The organism is Rhodococcus cerastii (assembly GCF_033042195.1).
GTDB lineage: Bacteria > Actinomycetota > Actinomycetes > Mycobacteriales > Mycobacteriaceae > Rhodococcoides.
In genome coordinates, this window is sequence record NZ_JAWLKF010000014.1 from 112,527 (window position 1) to 130,200 (window position 17,674).

Annotated in this window: 16 protein-coding genes; 10 read left to right on the plus strand and 6 right to left on the minus strand. The window is 65.9% G+C overall.

What is annotated here, in order from left to right; translation table 11 throughout:
* The first annotated feature begins 64 nt into the window (after positions 1–64).
* Positions 65–766, plus strand: coding sequence for a GNAT family N-acetyltransferase (locus tag R3P93_RS20675; RefSeq protein WP_317533941.1), 702 nt, complete (start codon positions 65–67; stop codon positions 764–766).
* 13 nt (positions 767–779) lie between these two features.
* On the opposite strand, the gene R3P93_RS20680 is transcribed toward R3P93_RS20675, so the two are convergent.
* Positions 780–3,173, minus strand: a complete 2,394-nt coding sequence (locus R3P93_RS20680; protein ID WP_317533942.1) for a DUF222 domain-containing protein — start codon at positions 3,171–3,173, stop codon at positions 780–782.
* Positions 3,174–3,515: 342 nt separating this feature from the next.
* On the opposite strand from R3P93_RS20680, the gene R3P93_RS20685 reads away from it, so the two are divergent.
* The 3 genes from R3P93_RS20685 (at position 3,516) to fgd (ending at position 5,082) form a co-directional block, all read left to right on the plus strand.
* On the plus strand, positions 3,516–3,638 hold the full coding sequence (locus tag R3P93_RS20685) for a hypothetical protein (protein WP_256980847.1): 123 nt from the start codon (positions 3,516–3,518) through the stop codon (positions 3,636–3,638).
* The gene (locus R3P93_RS20690) at positions 3,635–3,967 is read left to right on the plus strand and encodes a YidH family protein (protein ID WP_269596505.1); all 333 of its coding nucleotides are present in this window, start codon (positions 3,635–3,637) and stop codon (positions 3,965–3,967) included. Before R3P93_RS20685 ends, R3P93_RS20690 begins: the two co-directional genes overlap by 4 nt.
* Before the next feature lie 101 nt (positions 3,968–4,068).
* Positions 4,069–5,082 (plus strand): glucose-6-phosphate dehydrogenase (coenzyme-F420), encoded by a 1,014-nt coding sequence (fgd, locus tag R3P93_RS20695; protein ID WP_121872231.1) that lies wholly within the window; start codon positions 4,069–4,071, stop codon positions 5,080–5,082.
* Positions 5,083–5,094: 12 nt separating this feature from the next.
* Here the strand turns inward: fgd and R3P93_RS20700 are convergent, their stop codons facing one another.
* The gene (locus tag R3P93_RS20700; RefSeq protein ID WP_068048034.1) at positions 5,095–5,607 is read right to left on the minus strand and encodes a nitroreductase/quinone reductase family protein; all 513 of its coding nucleotides are present in this window, start codon (positions 5,605–5,607) and stop codon (positions 5,095–5,097) included.
* A gap of 60 nt (positions 5,608–5,667) precedes the next feature.
* Here R3P93_RS20700 and pta point away from each other — a divergent pair, with 60 nt between their 5' ends.
* Both pta and R3P93_RS20710 read left to right on the plus strand, forming a co-directional pair.
* Positions 5,668–7,791, plus strand: a complete 2,124-nt coding sequence (gene pta, locus R3P93_RS20705) for a phosphate acetyltransferase (protein ID WP_317533943.1) — start codon at positions 5,668–5,670, stop codon at positions 7,789–7,791.
* Complete coding sequence (locus R3P93_RS20710) at positions 7,788–8,969, plus strand: acetate kinase (RefSeq protein WP_317533944.1); 1,182 nt, start codon at positions 7,788–7,790, stop codon at positions 8,967–8,969. Before pta ends, R3P93_RS20710 begins: the two co-directional genes overlap by 4 nt.
* Here R3P93_RS20710 and R3P93_RS20715 read toward each other — a convergent pair.
* The 3 genes from R3P93_RS20715 to R3P93_RS20725 are packed head-to-tail and all read right to left on the minus strand — an operon-like array spanning position 8,966 to position 13,659.
* Entirely contained in the window at positions 8,966–11,374 is a 2,409-nt protein-coding gene (locus R3P93_RS20715; protein WP_317533945.1) for a serine/threonine-protein kinase, read from the minus strand. The two genes, R3P93_RS20710 and R3P93_RS20715, sit on opposite strands and share 4 nt — an antisense overlap.
* A gap of 12 nt (positions 11,375–11,386) precedes the next feature.
* Positions 11,387–12,358 carry a glutamate ABC transporter substrate-binding protein gene (locus R3P93_RS20720; RefSeq protein WP_394855337.1) on the minus strand — a complete coding sequence of 324 codons (972 nt, stop codon included), beginning with the start codon at positions 12,356–12,358 and terminating at the stop codon, positions 11,387–11,389.
* Positions 12,355–13,659 carry a hypothetical protein gene (locus R3P93_RS20725; RefSeq protein WP_231893724.1) on the minus strand — a complete coding sequence of 435 codons (1,305 nt, stop codon included), beginning with the start codon at positions 13,657–13,659 and terminating at the stop codon, positions 12,355–12,357. The genes R3P93_RS20720 and R3P93_RS20725 overlap by 4 nt, the downstream gene beginning before the upstream one ends.
* A 72-nt stretch (positions 13,660–13,731) precedes the next feature.
* Here R3P93_RS20725 and R3P93_RS20730 point away from each other — a divergent pair, with 72 nt between their 5' ends.
* Complete coding sequence (locus tag R3P93_RS20730) at positions 13,732–14,568, plus strand: NUDIX hydrolase (RefSeq protein ID WP_317533946.1); 837 nt, start codon at positions 13,732–13,734, stop codon at positions 14,566–14,568.
* Here R3P93_RS20730 and thiE read toward each other — a convergent pair.
* On the minus strand, positions 14,565–15,257 hold the full coding sequence (thiE, locus tag R3P93_RS20735; protein WP_317533947.1) for a thiamine phosphate synthase: 693 nt from the start codon (positions 15,255–15,257) through the stop codon (positions 14,565–14,567). The two genes, R3P93_RS20730 and thiE, sit on opposite strands and share 4 nt — an antisense overlap.
* Positions 15,258–15,415: 158 nt before the next feature.
* On the opposite strand from thiE, the gene thiO reads away from it, so the two are divergent.
* From thiO to thiG, 3 genes are read left to right on the plus strand one after another with little or no spacing between them, the layout of a single operon-like run.
* A complete protein-coding gene (gene thiO, locus R3P93_RS20740; protein WP_317533950.1) occupies positions 15,416–16,468 on the plus strand; it encodes a glycine oxidase ThiO in 1,053 nt (350 codons plus the stop codon).
* Complete coding sequence (thiS, locus tag R3P93_RS20745; protein WP_037186702.1) at positions 16,465–16,680, plus strand: sulfur carrier protein ThiS; 216 nt, start codon at positions 16,465–16,467, stop codon at positions 16,678–16,680. The genes thiO and thiS overlap by 4 nt, the downstream gene beginning before the upstream one ends.
* A gap of 4 nt (positions 16,681–16,684) precedes the next feature.
* Complete coding sequence (thiG, locus tag R3P93_RS20750) at positions 16,685–17,434, plus strand: thiazole synthase (protein ID WP_094687862.1); 750 nt, start codon at positions 16,685–16,687, stop codon at positions 17,432–17,434.
* Positions 17,435–17,674 lie beyond the last annotated feature (240 nt).

Sequence of the window (17,674 nt, forward strand, 5' to 3'; positions counted from 1 at the left end):
AAGTATTGGTGACGAGTCCGACGGCACGCATAGCCGTGAGCTGGATCGTGCGACGCTGTGTGTCGTGTCTGCTCATCCTCTCGACGACCCCGTTCGCAATTCCCTGGAGGGCCCACTTTCGCGGTTCGCGGTCCGGCGCGGACGGATCATGCGCGCCGATCCTGCGGTGTCTCCGTTTCTGGTGCACCCCGACGTCCTCGAGCCCAAGGACTGGGACGACATAGCTGCGCTGTTCGGCCCACGAACCGTCGTCGGGCTGAACGGCCCGGAACGCGCACTGCCCGAGGGGTGGTCGCACCTGGAGACTTTCGGTCTGGTGCAGCTCGTCGGCACGCACCTCGAAACGCGGCCCTTCGCCGAGGCGGTGGAGCTGACAACAGCGGACGTCCCGGAGATGCTCGATCTGGTGGGCCGCACCGAGCCCGGGCCGTTCCTGCCCCGCACCATCGAACTCGGCACGTACCTCGGTGTTCGACGCGATGGCGCGCTGATCGCGATGGCAGGCGAGCGCATGCATCCACCGGGGTGGACGGAGATCAGTGCCGTCTGTACCGACCCGGCGTTCCGTGGGCAGGGGTTGGCCACCGACCTGGTTCGAGCGGTCGGTCACGGTATTCGTGCCCGCGGCGAGGAGCCGTTCCTGCATGCGTCGGACGCGAACGTGCGCGCCATCGAGCTCTATCTCTCCATTGGATTCGAGTTGCGTCGTACCTCGCGTCTGACATTGGTTCGAACGCCCGCGCCGAAGCCCCAGGGTTCTGTCTGAGCGAACGCACCGTCTAGAACGGCGGCTCGGCAGTGTCTTCGGCAGTGTCTTCGGCAGTGGGTTCTGTTTCGGGGTCGTGGTTGTCGGGTGGGTTGGGGTAGGCGATGTGGCCGGATCGTTTCGGTGTGGTGGGGATGTGCGGTCGCAGGTCGTTGCCGAGGATGGGTACGGATGTTGCGTTGGTGGGCAGCGTGATTCGGGTGGTCTTGGAGGTCGATGTCCAGAGGATGGCTCCGCCGGGGAGCATGACGGCTGTCCAGTAGCCGGCGGTTTTGACGGTGTGGTGGTAGTCGCAGAGGCATTGGAGGTTGTTGACTGTGGTCCAGCCGCCGCCGCGAGGGGTGGCGTGGTCGAAGGCCACGATGTGGTCGAGTTGGCAGCGTGCGGCGGGTCGGTGGCAGCCGGGGAAGCGGCAGTGTTTGTCGCGTAGTCGGACGGCTGCTGTGGTGAGGGTGTCGGGTCGGTAGATCAGGGCGCGGTCGGTGTGTGGGTCGCGTGGGACGGATTTGCCGAGGGTGGGGTCTGCGGCGATGGCGGCTTCGAGAGCCGCGGCCAGGGACGCGTTGCCGAGGTAGAGGCCTGAGGGTGTGCGGTGTGCGGGTGTGTGGCCTGTGGGGGTCGTCGGGTTGTTCAGCCGGATTGTCGAGCGTAGGTCGAGTGCTCTCGTGTTGCGGGCGGGATGTCTGATGTCGTCCAGGTCGAGGGCAGAGCTGTGCCGTGTGCCCCGGCCGATGGGTGTGTGGGTGCAGAACAGGGCTGCAGCGGACGTCAACGATCCCAGGCGACGCTGGCGTGGATTGTCGCCGGCGGCAGTAGCAGCGGCAGTGGCAGCGTCAGTCGAGCCTGTTCTCGGTTCGGGTCCTCGGGCTGACGTCGGACCAGATGTCGTGGAGTCGGATGGTGTTGCGGGAGAACGTGATTCCGAACAGTTCGGTGCGATAGCAGGCATTGGCGGTGTCCGTCTCGCAGGTGGTGGTGACGCTGACGCCGGTTCAGGCGACGCAGCGACGTCAGGGCCGGTGGCCGACGTTGCCTGAGCTGGAGGGTCGATCACAGGCGTCCCTGCGCGTGTCGCTGCGTGCTTCCGAACAGGATCGGCGTCTGGCTCGGGAGTTGCCGGCGGGTCGGTCGCAGGTGCGGGTGTGGACTCGTCGTTCTCCTCGGCATCGCCGGTCACGTCGACCCCATCTGCCGGTGCCTGTGGTGGCGCTGGTGCCGATGCGGATGCGGATGCTGCTGGTTCCGGTGTCGGTGTCGAGGTGTTTGCTGGGACTGGATCTTGAGCTGGGGCCGGTGCAGGTGAGCTGGCCGGGGTCGGTTCGGTCGAGGAATCTGTCGCCGCCCTCGAGTTCGCATCCGACTCAGTTCCCTCATCCGCATCCGCAGCCAAGCCCGAGCCCGTGTCGTTGTCTTCGTCCGCCGCTGTTTCCGTCTCGGGTTCTGTTGCAGCCCCTGTCTTCTCGCTGTCCGGGCGTCGTTCCCATTCCCCGGTCTCCGGGTTCTGCACAGCGAGCCCGAGTTTCTCGGCGAGGGTCACTGCTTCGGTGAGCAGGATCTGCCAGTGACTGTTGCGTGCCGACTCTCGTGCGAGATCGGGGTCGATGGAACCGTGCCCGGCGAGGTAGGCGGGGTTCGCCAACAACCCGATGAGGGTGGCGATGTCGACGGTGATCATCGTGAGCGGAACCCGCCGATCCGGCAGCACTGCCTCGGTTTTGGGGCAGTCGGTGCGTTGGCACAGGCATGCCAGTCGGGGTTCGCCGTGCATGCGGGCCATGAATGCATCGCACAGTCGTTCTTTCTTCCCGCGCGGGTCTTTCGGGCAGAGGGTGTCGGCCATCTCCTCGAGGAGTTGCCATGCGGCGGCGGCTTCGGGTGCGGTCAACTCGGCTCGGATACGGGCGAGTTCGCCGGCGGGACTGTAGGTGACGGTCCGGAACTTCTTCGCGAACTCCCGCAACGCCGCGGCTTCCTCGGGTGCGACCCGTAGCAGGATGTCCCAGATCGCCTGCTCGAGCGGACCGGGGGACGACCTCCGCGCCGCCTCGACCACCTCGGCTTCGACCGACCTGACGATGTCGTCGGAAAGGTTGTCGAGGATCCGACATACCGTCCGCACGCGGGGAAGGTCGATCTCACCTGCCTCGAACGCGGTCTTCACAAGCTGCATCCGCGTGTGCAGGGCAACGCCGACGGACACATACGCTTCGGCGACGGTCGCCGAGCAGCCCAACGCCACTGCCATTTCGGTGCGCCCGTACCGGCTGTAATGCTTGTGCTTGATGTCGCGGGTGATCCAGTCGCAATGCACGCGATAGCAGGCGGTGATCTTGCGGGCCGCCTGCCGATTCTCCTCACGCGCAGCAGCGGTCAACGCCTCCAATGACACAGTCGGTACTGCACCCATTTTTTCACCCCCCGGTGAGCCGAAACAAGAACGCCTGTTCGAACAAGAAGAAGACTAGCCCGACCCACCGACAGGTTTCGATAACCGCTGTTGCGGGCCATGACCCTGGACGCGTATCGTTACCTGTGCGAATAAATGGCGATGTCATCTACGACGATGGACTGGTCCGTCTCGACGAGGCAGGCGTCACTCTGAGGTACTACTACTTCCCCTTCGCCACGAAGAAGTTCGTACCGTACGACAGGATTCGCGCCGTAGACACCGCCGTCCTCGGCAACTGGAACGGTCGTTGGCGTCTGTGGGGTTGCGCCGACAATCGATCAGTGGCTCCCGCTGGACGTGATGCGTCCCAAGAAGGACACTGCAGTGGTGCTCACTCTCCGCCGCATCTCGCCGGTCTTCACCCCCGACGACCCGGACCAGGTTGCCCATCTGATTCGCGAGCGCATGACCCCACGGGCGTGACGCGCCCCGACGAGCGGTTCACACTCGCCAGCGAACGCACATTTCTCGCCTGGCTGCGAACCTCTCTCGGCCTGCTCGCCGGCGGAATCGCGATCGTCCACCTGGTTCCCGATTTCAGCACCGGGTGGGTTCGGACGGCGCTGGGCCTGATTCTGATCGGTCTTGCTGCGGCGGCACCGATCATCGGTCTGCGACGGTGGATGCGCGTTCGCGATGCCCTCGAAAGTGGAGCACCGATGCCCGAATCACGAGATCTGTGGATCTTCGCGGTGGGTATCGGGTCCGTGGCGGTACTGGCGGCAGTGGTCACGGTTCTGGGGATCCAGTAGCAGCCCAGGAGTGGAGCCTGCGGAACGACCCTTGGGGTACGCCGTGAACCACCACAGGTGCACAATCGAAGAACTAGGACGACCAACGACAGGAGTTCGGCGTGGCGCAGGGTCTCAAGCTGGGGTACAAGGCATCGGCGGAGCAGTTCGGACCGCGGGAGTTGGTCGAGCTCGGTGTGCTCGCCGAGCAGCACGGTATGGATTCGGCGACGGTCAGCGATCACTTCCAGCCGTGGCGGCACGAGGGTGGCCACGCGCCGTTCTCACTGGCGTGGATGACGGCGGTCGGGGAACGGACGAACACGATCCAGCTCGGCACCTCGGTACTGACGCCGACGTTCCGCTACAACCCGCCGGTCATCGCTCAGGCATTCGCGACGATGGGCTGCCTCTACCCCGGACGCATCATGCTGGGTGTGGGCACCGGAGAGGCGCTCAACGAGATCGCGACCGGATTCACCGGCGAATGGCCGGAGTTCAAGGAACGATTCGCGCGCCTGCGTGAGTCGGTGCGGTTGATGCGTGAGCTGTGGCTCGGCGACCGCGTCGACTTCGAGGGCGAGTACTACACCACCAAGGGCGCGTCGATCTACGACGTCCCCGAGGGCGGTATCCCGGTCTACATCGCGGCCGGCGGACCCGTGGTGGCGCGGTACGCAGGACGTGCGGGCGACGGATTCATCTGCACGTCGGGCAAGGGCATGGAGCTCTACACCGACAAGCTGCTTCCGGCCGTCGAAGAAGGCGCGGGCAAGGCCGAGCGCGACGCCGGCGAGATCGACAAGATGATCGAGATCAAGATCAGTTACGACACCGATCCCGAACTGGCGCTGGAGAACTGCCGTTTCTGGGCCCCGCTGTCACTGACGCCCGAGCAGAAGCACTCGATCGACGATCCGATCGAGATGGAGAAGGCCGCCGACGAGTTGCCGATCGAGCAGGTCGCCAAGCGCTGGATCGTCGCATCGGACCCGGACGAGGCAGTGGAGAAGGTCAAGCAGTACACCGATGCCGGCCTGAATCACTTGGTGTTCCACGCGCCCGGACACGATCAGAAGCGGTTCCTGGAGCTGTTCGAGAAGGACCTGGCCCCGCGCCTGCGCAAGCTCGGCTGAATCCCGAAAAGACTAGAGATCGGCCGCGAGTGCGAACAATCGCATGTCGCGGTCGGTCCGGGTCTCGTATTCGCCGTAGACCTCGACCATCGCGTCGAACTGCCGGTAGATACGAGCCTTCTCGTCACCGGTGATCCGGGTGGCCGTCACCGGAATCTTCTTGCCGCCGATGGCCACCACGGCCTTCGGGTCTGCGAGGAGGTTCGACGTCCACGCCGGGTGGTGCTGCTGACCGAAATTGGATCCGACGACGTAGATCTTGTCGCCCTCCCGGTAGTACAGCAGCGGACTCGTCCTGGGCTTGCCGGATTTGCGGCCGGTGGTGGTCAGCAACACCACCGGAGCCGCGATCGGCCCGAGGACGGTGAAGCGGCCGTCGGATTTGGTCAAGAGCCACCGGTCGACGCCTGCGAGGTTCCTGATGACCCACGAACCGGGCTTCGTCGACGCGAACTTGACGGCGGGCTTGCGGATGAACGATGTCTCGCTGCCCCAGCGCACATCCGGGAACGGTGATTCGGCCATGGTTCATGGGACAACCCGACCGCGCCCGGTGTCAACACCCCACCTACTAAGCTTGCTGCCATGGCTGAGCCCAGCGGCACCGACGCGTCGGACATGTATCCCTCGAGCATCTACATCGCGTCACCGGAAGGGGATACCGGGAAATCGACCATCGCGCTCGGTGTGCTGCAGATGCTCGCCGCTTCCGCGGCCCGGGTGGGGGTGTTCCGTCCCATTGCTCGATCGACCGACGAACCCGATTACATCCTCGAGTTGCTCGTCGAGCACACCACCGCTGATCTGACGTACGAGCAGTCGCTCGGTGTCACGTACGAGCAGGTGCACGCCGATCAGGATGCCGCGCTCAGCAAGATCGTCGATCGGTATCACGAGGTGGCTTCGCAGTGCGACGCCGTGGTGATCGTGGGCAGTGATTACACCGACGTCGGCAGCCCCAGTGAACTCGGCTTCAATGCTCGCATCGCCGTCAATCTCGGTGCCCCCGTGTTGCTTGCGCTGCGCGGGTCCGGTCGCACGCCCGACGAGATCGCGCAGTTGGCCACTCTGTGCCAGGGCGAACTGCGTCAGCATCATGCCCACCTGGCTGCGATCGTGGCGAACCGTTGCGCCCCCGAGGATCTCGATGCAGTCACCGACGCGTTGGCGTCGGTCGGCGTGCCTGCGTGGTCTCTGCCGGAGATTCCGCTCCTCGTCGCGCCGACGATGGCGGAACTGCTCGAGGCGGTAGACGGCAAGTTGTACTCCGGTGATTCGTCGTTGCTGCAACGAGAAGCATTGCGGGTCATGGTCGGTGGCATGACGGCCGAGCACATTCTCGAACGGCTCACCGAGGGCGTCGTCGTCATTGCACCGGCAGATCGATCCGACGTGTTGCTCGCCCTCGTCAATGCCCATGAGGCGGAGGGTTTTCCGTCTCTCGCCGGCATCATCATGAACGGCGGCATCGAGCCCCACCCGGCGATCGCTCGTCTGGTGGCAGGGCTCGGCCCCCGCTTGCCTATCCTGACCACCGAGCTCGGCACCTTCGACACCGCGTCTGCTGCAGCGCAGACGCGCGGCCGCGTGGCGGTGGGTTCGCAGCGCAAGGTGGACACCGCGCTCGGCCTCATGGAACAGCGGGTCGACGCGAAAACTCTTCTGGAGCGGCTCGACATCGCCATTCCGACCATCACGACCCCGCAGATGTTCGAGTACCAGCTGATCCACCGGGCGCGCGCCGACCGCAAGCACATCGTGCTCCCCGAGGGCGGAGACGATCGCATCCTCCGGGCTGCCGGACGTCTGCTGCAACGTCAGGTCGCGGACCTGACGATCCTCGGCGAGGAAGGCCCCATTCGACGACGCGCATCGGAACTGGGCGTCGATCTCGACAGTGCGACGGTTCTCGACCCCAAGAACTGCGACTACGCCGAGGACTTCGCGGCCGAGTACACCGAGCTGCGCAAGCACAAGGGTATGACGATCGACCGTGCCCGCGAGATCATGGCCGACATCTCGTACTTCGGAACCATGATGGTGCACAAGGGAATTGCCGACGGTATGGTCTCCGGTGCGGCGCACACCACCGCGCACACCATCAAGCCGTCGTTCGAGATCATCAAGACGACCGAGGGCGTGTCGACGGTGTCGTCGATCTTCCTGATGTGCCTGTCCGATCGTGTTCTCGCCTACGGTGACTGCGCAGTCGTACCCGACCCGACGGCCGAGCAGCTCGCCGACATCGCCGTGTCCTCGGCGCAGACCTCGGCCCAGTTCGGGATCGAACCACGGGTGGCCATGCTGTCGTACTCCACCGGCGAATCCGGTTCAGGAGCCGACGTCGACAAGGTGCGGCAAGCTACAGCGCTTGTGCGCGAACGCAATCCGGAACTGCTCGTGGAGGGTCCGATCCAGTACGACGCGGCGATCGAACCGTCCGTCGCCGCGTCGAAGTTGCCCGATTCCGACGTGGCAGGCCGAGCGACGGTGTTCATCTTTCCGGACCTCAACACCGGCAACAACACCTACAAGGCCGTCCAGCGCAGCGCCGGTGCGGTTGCCGTCGGCCCCGTTCTGCAGGGACTGCGCAAGCCTGTCAACGACCTCTCGCGCGGTGCGCTGGTCGAGGACATCGTCAACACCGTGGCCATCACAGCGATTCAGGCGCAGGGGATTGCCGCCGCAGCCGATCAGGAGGGCAAGTGAGCATCCTCGTCGTCAACTCCGGCTCGTCCTCGGTCAAGTTCCAACTCGTCGAACCAGGCTCCGGAGAGTCCGTGGCCACTGGGCTCGTCGAGCGCATCGGTGAATCCGACGGCCGAGTCGAACTCGACTATCGGGGCGAGAGTGTCGAGCGAATCGAGCACATCGACGACCACGGTGCCGGTCTGGCGCTGGCGTTCGAGATGCTCGCCGACGCAGGCGTCGAACTGGAATCGGTCACCGCGGTCGGGCATCGTGTCGTCCACGGCGGGACCGTGTTCTACCGGCCGACGATCATCGACGACGCCGTCGTGCAGCAGATCTCGGACCTCAGTAGTCTTGCACCACTGCACAATCCGCCGAACGTGCTGGGCATCGAGGTCGCCAGGAAGCAGCTGCCGAACGTGCCGCACGTGGCAGTGTTCGACACCGCCTTCTTTCATTCCCTGCCCGACGCGGCCGCGACCTACGCCATCGACGCGACCGTTGCCGCCGAGCACGACATCAGGCGCTACGGCTTCCACGGCACCTCGCACCACTACGTCTCGGACCAGGTGGCGCAGTTCCTGGAACGCGATCTCGCGGAGCTGAATCAGATCGTGCTGCACCTGGGCAACGGGGCGTCGGCCTCGGCGGTCGCCGGCGGCAAGGCGGTCGACACCTCGATGGGACTGACTCCCCTCGAAGGTCTGGTGATGGGTACCCGCAGTGGGGATATCGACCCCGGGGTGATTCTGCATCTGCGTCGCAGTGCAGGAATGAGCGTCGACGACATCGATGCCCTGCTCAACCGTCGCTCCGGTTTGATCGGACTGTCCGGGGTGAACGACTTCAGGCAACTGCAGCAGAAGATCGACGACGGCGACGCCTCCGCGCGTTTGGCGTACGACGTCTACATCCACCGTCTGCGCAAGTACATCGGTGCGTACATGATCGGGCTGGGCCGGCTCGACGCCATCACGTTCACCGCCGGTGTCGGCGAGAACGCCGCAGCAGTGCGCGCCGATGCCCTGGCAAATCTCGAGGGCTTCGGCATCGAGATCGACCCAGAGCGTAATGCGTTGCGCGGCAAGCAGGCTCGGGTGATTTCCACAGACTCGTCGACGGTCACGGTGCTGGTGGTGCCCACCAACGAGGAGCTGGCGATCGCTCGGGCAGCGGACAGCCTGGTTCGCAGTTAGAACAGCGAACGCGGCCGAATGGCGTTCGCCAGGTCCACCAACGAGAAACGGTGGGCGCGATCGGTGGCGTTGCGGGCCAGTGCCCTCAGGCCCTTCTCGGTGCCGCGCCGCAAGCCGTCCTCGGTGAACGGGACGCTGAGAATGGGTTCTCGCTCGGCGGTGGCGGCGTGGCCGGAGACGATCCAGTCCAGCGCCATCGCCAGTACGAGTGTCCGCATCTGCAGCGCCCGGCTCTCGGCCTTGGGCAGCAACGCCACTCGTCGTGCAGCAGAACGGAAATCGGCTTCGGACAGCTCCGCTCGCGAGCGGTCCATCAGCAGTGTCAGCACGCTTGTCATGCGCGCCATCGAGTAGTGCCGTGAGCTGATCGGTACCTGATCGAGGGCAGCGATTGCCCCGGTCTGATCGCCGCGCCGCTGCAACTGCCGGGCCAAGCCGAACGCCGAGCTCACGATGCCGCGGTTGGTCCGCCACACCGCTCTATACAGTCCCTCGGCGCGGGCCCGCCACTTCTCGGCTTCCTCGCCGTTGCCCGCAGCCACATGGCCGAGCAGCTCCGAGGTGGCTCCGAGAGCGAGCTTGGGTGCGAGTTCGCCGGGCATCGCGCCGAGTACGTTGTCGAAACTCGTGAACGCAGAATCGTATTCGTGATGCAGGAGCGCGATCAGGCCTGCGTACCACTGCACTCGCCACGGATCCGCGGTGTGGTCGGGCGACTGCACCTTGGCCAGAATGTCGGTTGCTTCGACGACGTTCCCCAGATCCAGATGAGCCTTGACCTCGGCGAGGGTGATTTCGAGGCTCAGTTCCACGGGACTGGAGGACCCTGCGGAACGGCTCGATTCGGCTCCGGCGGTGACGCGTTCGATACCGTTGCGTTTGGCGTGCTGTAGCGAGTCCAGGGTCTGTCGAGGTTCGACGTGCACGGCTGCCGCCAACAGCGGCGCGCTCGGGTCGTTGGGGTCCACCAGCGGAACCGGAAGCGCAGCAACCACTTCCGAGGCGGTCATTCGTTCGTGCCGTACCGTACCGTCCACATAGGTGTCGGTTCGCCCCACCGACTGCTCGGTGCCGAAGGTCGTACGCGGCGGGCTGAACACCGTCGACAGCCCCGGCCGCTCGACACCCGTCCTGATGGCCAGAATCTCACGCAGCACACCGGTGGCCTGCCCGGCGAACTCGTCCGCGGATCGGAACCGTCGAGTGGGATCCTCGTGTGTCGCGCGCAGCAACAGTCGATGCAGGGACGGAAACTGCTGTAGCACTTCGGATTCCTCGACCGAGGGGAGGCCGTCGAGGTACTTGCCGTTCTTCGACGGCATGTCCAGGGTCAACACCGCCAGCGTGCGGCCGACCGTGAAGATGTCCGACGCCACCGTCGGTCCCGTCTTGACGATCTCCGGTGCTTGGTAGCCCACCGTGCCGTACAGGTAGCCGTAGTCCTCGATACCCGCGACCGCTCCGAGGTCGATGAGTTTGATCTGGTCGTCGGAGACCATGATGTTCTCGGGCTTGAGGTCGTTGTAGACCAGTCCGATCGAATGCAGATAGCCCAGGGCCGGAAGCACTTCGAGAACATAGGCCAGTGCTTGCTCGACGGGTAGGCGTGCGCCGTCGCCGCACGAGGTGAGGATGTCGCGCAGTGACCGGCCGCCGACGTACTCCATGACGATGAAGCCGACGGTCGACCCGTCGCTGCGGGGCTGTTCGACGAAGTTGTAGATCTTCACCACGCCGGGATGGGCGACCTCGGCGAGGAACTGCCGCTCGGCGACCGCGACGGCGTGGGCCTCTTCGTCACCGAAATGCAGCAGTCCCTTGAGCACCACCCAGCGGTCGCTGACGTTGCGGTCGATGGCGAGGTAGATCCAGCCGAGTCCGCCGTGCGCGATGCAGCCCTGCACGTCGTACTGGCCGACCACGCGATCGCCGGGTTCCAGCAAGGGAGTGAAGTCGAACGTTGCGCCGCAGTGCGGGCAGATGCCCATCGCCACGTCGGGCTCGTCCGGTTCACTGCGGCCCACCTTGGCGTTGCACTTCCAACAGAACCGCTTGTGCTGCGGCACCGTCGGATCCGACATCACGGCCGTGGCAGGATCGATCGGTTCGACGCGAGGCACTTCCACCAGACCGCCGCCGAGTCGCCGCCGAATCCCAGTGCTGCGCGATCGACCGGACCTCGACCGACCCGTCTTGGAGCGGGTGGAAGCGGAGTACGACGCATTCGATGGCGGGGTTCGATCGTCGACCGGTGACCGCGAGACGGCCTGAGTGCGCTCGACGCCGTCCGTTTCCGAGACTGCTTGCGTTCTCGACACTGCCCGGGTGCGCTCGCTGTCGTCGGTGCGCGAGACCGCCTGAGTTCGCTCCGCCGGGGCGGTTGCCTGCTGTTCGTCGTCGTCCATATTCCGAGGCCCCTAATCGCTGTACGACGCGTTGGGCGGACCGGGGGAGGGGCCGAGGACGGTCAGCCACCGGTTGTAGATGCGATTCCACGTGCCGTCGGAGCGGATGCGTGCCAACGTTCCGTTGACGAAGCGCACCAGATCCTCGTTGTTCTTGTTGATTCCCACCCCGTACGGCTCCGGGCTCAGGCTGTCGCCGACGATCTCGAGGTACGGATCCTGTGCTGCCAGACCGGCGAGGATCGCGTCGTCGGTGCTGATGGCGTCGACCTGCCGTTGCTGCAGTACCACAAGGCAATCCGACCACATCGGTACCGTCACCACGGTCGCGGCGGGCTGGACGCGCTGGAGGCGTCGCAGCGACGTGGTGCCCTCCACGGCGCACACTCGCTTGTTCGCCAGGTCCTCGACTCCGCGGATGCCCGACCCCTGCACCACCAGAACACGGTGCTGCGCTTGGAAATACACGGTGGAGAACTGGACGTCCTTGCGGCGTGCGCACGTGATGGTCATGGTCTTGACCACCATGTCCACCGAAGAATTCTGCAGAGCTTCGAGCCGCTCCGCGGAGGTGAGGATACGGAAGTCCAACCGGTTGGGATCGCCGAACAGGTCTCGTGAGACCTCCCGTGCGATGTCGACATCGAAGCCGACCAGTTGCCCGGTCATCGGGTCGCGGAAGCTGAAAAGGTTGCTGCCCGTGTCCAGTCCGACGACCAAGCGGCCCTTGGCGCGGAGGGCGTCGACGGTCGGTTGCGGCGGCGGCGGAACATCGGTGCCGGTGGGCAGTGGTCGCAGACTGGCGGTGGGGCGGGCGCACTCGTCGTCGGCTGGACTCTCGGTGGGCCGAGCGGCGACGGACGCGCCTTCCGGCAGCGGCGGTTCGGTGAACGTGGTGTCGACCTGCGGCGCAGAGTTCTCGGGCGGTGCGCAGCCGACCAACAGGGCGGTGACCAGGATGCCGACGGCGAGTAGACGTTTCACAGGTACTCCCGCAGTCTCGGGAACAGTCCGACGCCGAAGGCAACCGACGCGACGACGGTGAGCACGTACGCGCCGTTCGACAGCCCGGACAGCACCCATACCGATCGGTCGATGTTGGACCGCAGTTCGCTTCGCGCATTCTCGATTCCGTCGACCAGAACGCTGTCCAGTGCGGTGAACGCGGCCGCGGAATCGGACTCGCCGGTGCCGGTGGCAATGGAGACCGCGCCGTTGAAATCACCGACCTCTAGGGCCGAATCGATTCTGGAATGCGAGACCGACCACGTGTTCAGTGCATCGATCACCGCGGTATCGCCCTGGAACATCTCCGTGAGCCGAGAGACGTTCGCGTCGAACGACTGTCCGTAATCCTGGCCGCCTCCGCGACGGGCGAGGTCGAGAGTTTCGTCCGCTCTGGCCTGCTGCGCCAGAATGAAACCCGTCGTGTAGGACTTCAACGGAGACACGCCGCGGTCGATCGCGCGATCGGTGGCGATCGAGGAAATCAGTCCCACCACCAGCATCCAGCCGAGCAGGCCGGCGACAGCGACTGTGGCAGCGAGGAATCCGACGTTCAACGTGCGGCGAGTGGTCCGCGACAGGTACCACTGGGCCACGCCGGTCATCAGCAACAGGAACACCAGCGAGCCGATCGCGAACAGCGGCGGACTGGTGAATCGTTCCTGATCGGCCGACACCCGCGACGCCTGCTCTGTGTACAACTTCTCGGCCAGCGGCAGCAAAGTCGTCTGCATCATCGTCGACGCCTCGCCGAGATACGCCGCGCCCACCGGATTTCCGCTGCGATTGTTGGCTCGCGCCGTCTCGACCAGACCGCTGTACACCGGTAATCCGGCGGCGATCTGCGTGAGCACCGCGCTGGTGGCCGCGTCGTTCTCGGCGACCCCGGCCGAGGCCGCGATCAGCTCGGACGACGCCTCGCCGAGCGCCTGCGAGTAGCGCTCGCGCACCTCGGGTGGCTCGAGACCGCCGGCGATGAAAGCGGTGGCCGCAGCGGCATCCGCCACCGACAGTGCCCCGTACAGATTCTGTGCCGAGTTCGCGAAGGGCTCGGTCCGCACCAACAGGGTGCCCAGGGTGTCGACCCGATCGGTCACGGCCGTGGACGCGAGATTTCCGACCGTCAACGCCAAGAACACCAGCGCGGTTCCCATCGCGACCAACCGCGCAGGCGTCGAACGCATCGTGTATCGAACCGGCGGCTTGCCTGCAGCGGCACCGACGTGTGTAGCCGTTGTCGGGGGGACGGCAGCGGAGGGGGTAATGCCGGCCGCGATCACGCACCCGAGCATATAAGTAGGCGGACCGTACTGCAGCTACTACAGGCAGGTGATTCACCTAGGGTGGTGAGTATGCGTGGTGACGGGGACGGTTGGGTGATCGGCGAGAACGGCACTCGGCACTGGGGAAAGCACGGCGCCGCCGGCCTGTTGCTGCGCGCACCGTCCGATGCAGGCGAACCTGTGGTGCTGCTGCAGCACCGCGCGCTGTGGAGCCACCAGGGCGGAACCTGGGCCCTGCCCGGTGGGGCCCGCGACTCTCACGAGAGCACCGCGCATGCGGCGGTGCGGGAGGCCAACGAGGAAGCCGGTATTGCCGCCGAACAGTTGAGCGTCCGCAGCGAGCGAGTCACGGCGAGCGTCGAGAGCGGTTGGTCCTACACCACGGTCATCGCCGACACCGATCATGCGCTGACCACCGTGCCCAACGGCGAGAGCACCGAACTGCGCTGGGTGCCGGAGTCGATCGTCGACGAACTCCCGTTGCACCCGGGGTTCGCGTCGAGCTGGCCGTCGCTGCGCACCGCGCCGCTGCGCGTACTGCTCGACACCGCCAACGTGCTCGGCTCGCGGCCGAACGGCTGGTGGAAGGACCGCGCCGGATCCACCGGCGCACTGCTGACCTCGCTCGCCGAGACACTGCCGCGCACCGTCGAACTGCCCAGCGGTCAGTACGGCTGGCTCACCCGAATCGAAGCAGTCCTCGAAGGCCGGGCTCGCGACGCCACGGTGGACGACCCGCGCATCCCGGTGATTCTCGCCGACGGCAGCGGTGACGACACCCTCGCAGACCAGGCCCACCGGGGCGGAGATCTGACGGCGCTGGTCACCGCCGACCGCGGACTACGCGACCGGTTGCCGGAATCGGTGCAGGTGCTGACGCCGTCCGCAGTACTGGGTTGGCTCTAGGCCTGCAGCGCTCGGACCAGTTCGCGGGCTGCTGCCTGTGGGTCCCGAGCCTCGGTGATCGCCCGGACCACCACGATGCGATCGGCACCGGCCGCTCGAACCTGGTCCACGTTGGTCGCGTCGACGCCGCCGATGGCGAACCACGGCCGCTCCGGCAACGAGTCCGCGGTGGCGCGGAGAGTCTCCAGGCCGGCGGCCGAGCGGTTGGGTTTGGTGGGCGTCGGCCACACCGGCCCGACGGCGAAGTAGTCGACGCCGTCCTCGATCGCGGCGAGCGAGGACTGCGCGCGGTTCTGCGTCGAACGCCCGATCACCACGTCCGGGCCCAGAATCTGACGCGCGTAGTGCACCGGCAGATCGCCCTGACCGAGATGCAGCACGTCGGCACCGGAGGCCAGCGCCAGATCCGCGCGATCGTTGACCGCAAGCAGCGCACCGTGCCGCTTGGTCGCAGCAAGCAGAATCGCCAGCGCAGCGAGCTCGTCCTTCGCTTCGAGGGGACCGAACTCGCGCTCGCCGGCGGAGTTCTTGTCGCGCAGCTGAATGATGTCGACACCACCGGACAACGCGGCCTCTGCGAACTGCGCGAGATCGCCCTTGTCGCGCCTGGCATCGGTACACAGGTACAGGCGAGCGGACGCAAGACGCTCACGGGGAGTCTGATTGCGGGCGGTCTGAGATGGATGCACAAAACGAACTGTATTCTCATGGTGGCCGCCACCGACGACGGAGTGGCCGAGAAATCGCGGGAGTCCCGAGGATCGTGGGGCTGAGAGTGGGTTCGCCGCCCTTACCGTCAATACCTGAACCCGATCATGCGGGCGCAGGGAGTGAGGACGTGAATCGCGTGCATATCGTCGTTATCGGCGGAGGCGTCATCGGGCTGTCGACGGCGCTACGACTGTCGGAGGACGGCCACCGGGTGGTGGTGCACGATCCTGCACTCGGCAAGGGCGCATCCTGGGTCGCGGGCGGCATGTTGGCACCGCTGTCCGAAGGCTGGCCGGGCGAACACGAACTGCTGCATCTCGGTGCTGCGTCGTTGGCGCGGTGGCCGGACTTTGCCCGACGCCTCCCCGGCCCCTCGGTGTTCTCCGCCACCGGATCGGTGACGGTTGCCCTCGACTCGGCCGATGCGGCCGATCTACGAACCATCGCCGAGTGGGTGGGCGAACAGGGGCACGAACTCGAGATTCTGGGACGTGCGCAGCTGCGTGATCTCGAACCTGCTCTGGCGCAGAACATTCGACTGGGCCTGCTGGCTCCGACCGAACTGTCGGTGGACAACCGGGCGCTGATCGCCGCGCTCGAGCAGGGATGTCTGGACGCGGGCGTGGAGTTCGTGGCTAGCTCGGTCGACGCACTTCCCGACGCCGATCAGGTGGTCCTGGCCGCCGGTTCTCGCTGTTCCGCACTGTGGCCGACACTGCCGGTGAGGCCGGTGAAAGGCGAGATCCTGCGGCTGCGTCGTAGGCCCAGCTCCGCACCGCCGCCGCACCGCATCGTCCGCGGAACCGTGCACGGCCGCCCGATCTACCTGGTGCCACGCGGTGACGGATTGGTCGTCGGCGCAACACAATACGAATCCGGTGAGGACACCCAGGTCACCGTCGCCGGGGTACGAGACCTCATCGCCGACGCCGAACGACTCATGCCGAGCATCGGCGAATACGAACTGTACGAAACCGCTGCCGGCCTACGGCCGATGAGCCCCGACGGACTCCCGATCATCGGCAGGCTCGACGAGAACGTCGTCGTTGCCACCGGACACGGCCGCAACGGCATCCTGCTCGCGCCCATCACCGCCGACGCTGTCGCCGCGCTGATCTCCGGTGACGCCCTGCCCGAGGCGAAAGCAGCCACACCCGAACGCTTTGCACACATCGAGAGGACACCATGACACAGGTCGCGATCGGCATCACCGTCAACGGCGAGGATCACCTGCTCACCGAGGACATGACCATGCGTCGGCTGCTCGAATTCCTGGGCCTGCCCGAGAAGGGTATCGCCGTCGCCGTCGACGGCGCGGTACTGCCCAAGAGTCGCTGGGACACCACCAGCGTCGAAAAGGGTTGGACCATCGACGTTCTCACCGCAGTGCAGGGTGGTTGAGGGCATGGCGGGTTTGACGATCGCGGGCCGCACCTTCACTTCCCGCCTCATCACGGGCACCGGGGGAGCGGCGAATCTCGCAGTGCTCGAGGAAGCCCTCGTCGCGTCGGGAACCGAACTGACCACCGTCGCGATGCGCCGCGTCGACGCCGCGGGTGGGACGGGAGTGCTGGATCTGCTGCGCCGGTTGAACATCGCGCCGCTGCCGAACACCGCTGGCTGCCGTGGTGCGGCCGAAGCAGTACTCACCGCGCAGCTCGGGCGTGAGGCGCTCGAAACCGATTGGGTGAAACTCGAAGTGATCGCCGACGAGCGAACCCTGCTGCCCGACGCCATCGAATTGGTCAAGGCCGCAGAACAACTCGTCGACGACGGCTTCCAGGTGCTGCCGTACACCACCGACGACCCGGTCCTGGCGAAGCGACTCGAGGACATCGGCTGCGTCGCCGTCATGCCGCTCGGCTCACCCATCGGCACCGGCCTCGGCATCGCCAACCCGCACAACATCGAGATGATCGTCGACGCCGCCTCGGTGCCGGTGATCCTCGACGCGGGCATCGGCACCGCCAGCGACGCCACCCTCGCGATGGAACTCGGCTGCGATGCGGTGCTGCTCGCGACCGCGGTGACCAGGGCGAAGGACCCGGCACTGATGGCGTCGGCGATGCGGAACGCGGTGGCGGCGGGTTACCAGGCGCGACATGCCGGCCGCATCCCGAAACGATTCTGGGCGCAGGCCAGCTCGCCCATGTGATCACCTGCGTTGCCTGGGGTGCTGCGTGCCTGGGGTGCTGCGTTGCTTGGGGCCCTGCGAATCCGGCAAACGCGCGCGCGTTCGTGAAACGCGTGCGGAATAGTGGCGGGTACGGGGGCGATTCCGCGCGCATCTGGCAAACGCGCGCGCTTTTGCGGCCTGGCCCTCTTTGCCAAGCTTCTGGTGAGTCATTCGAGAAGCTATGGAGGGTTACTGCATGTTGAGTGCTGAGTTCACAGG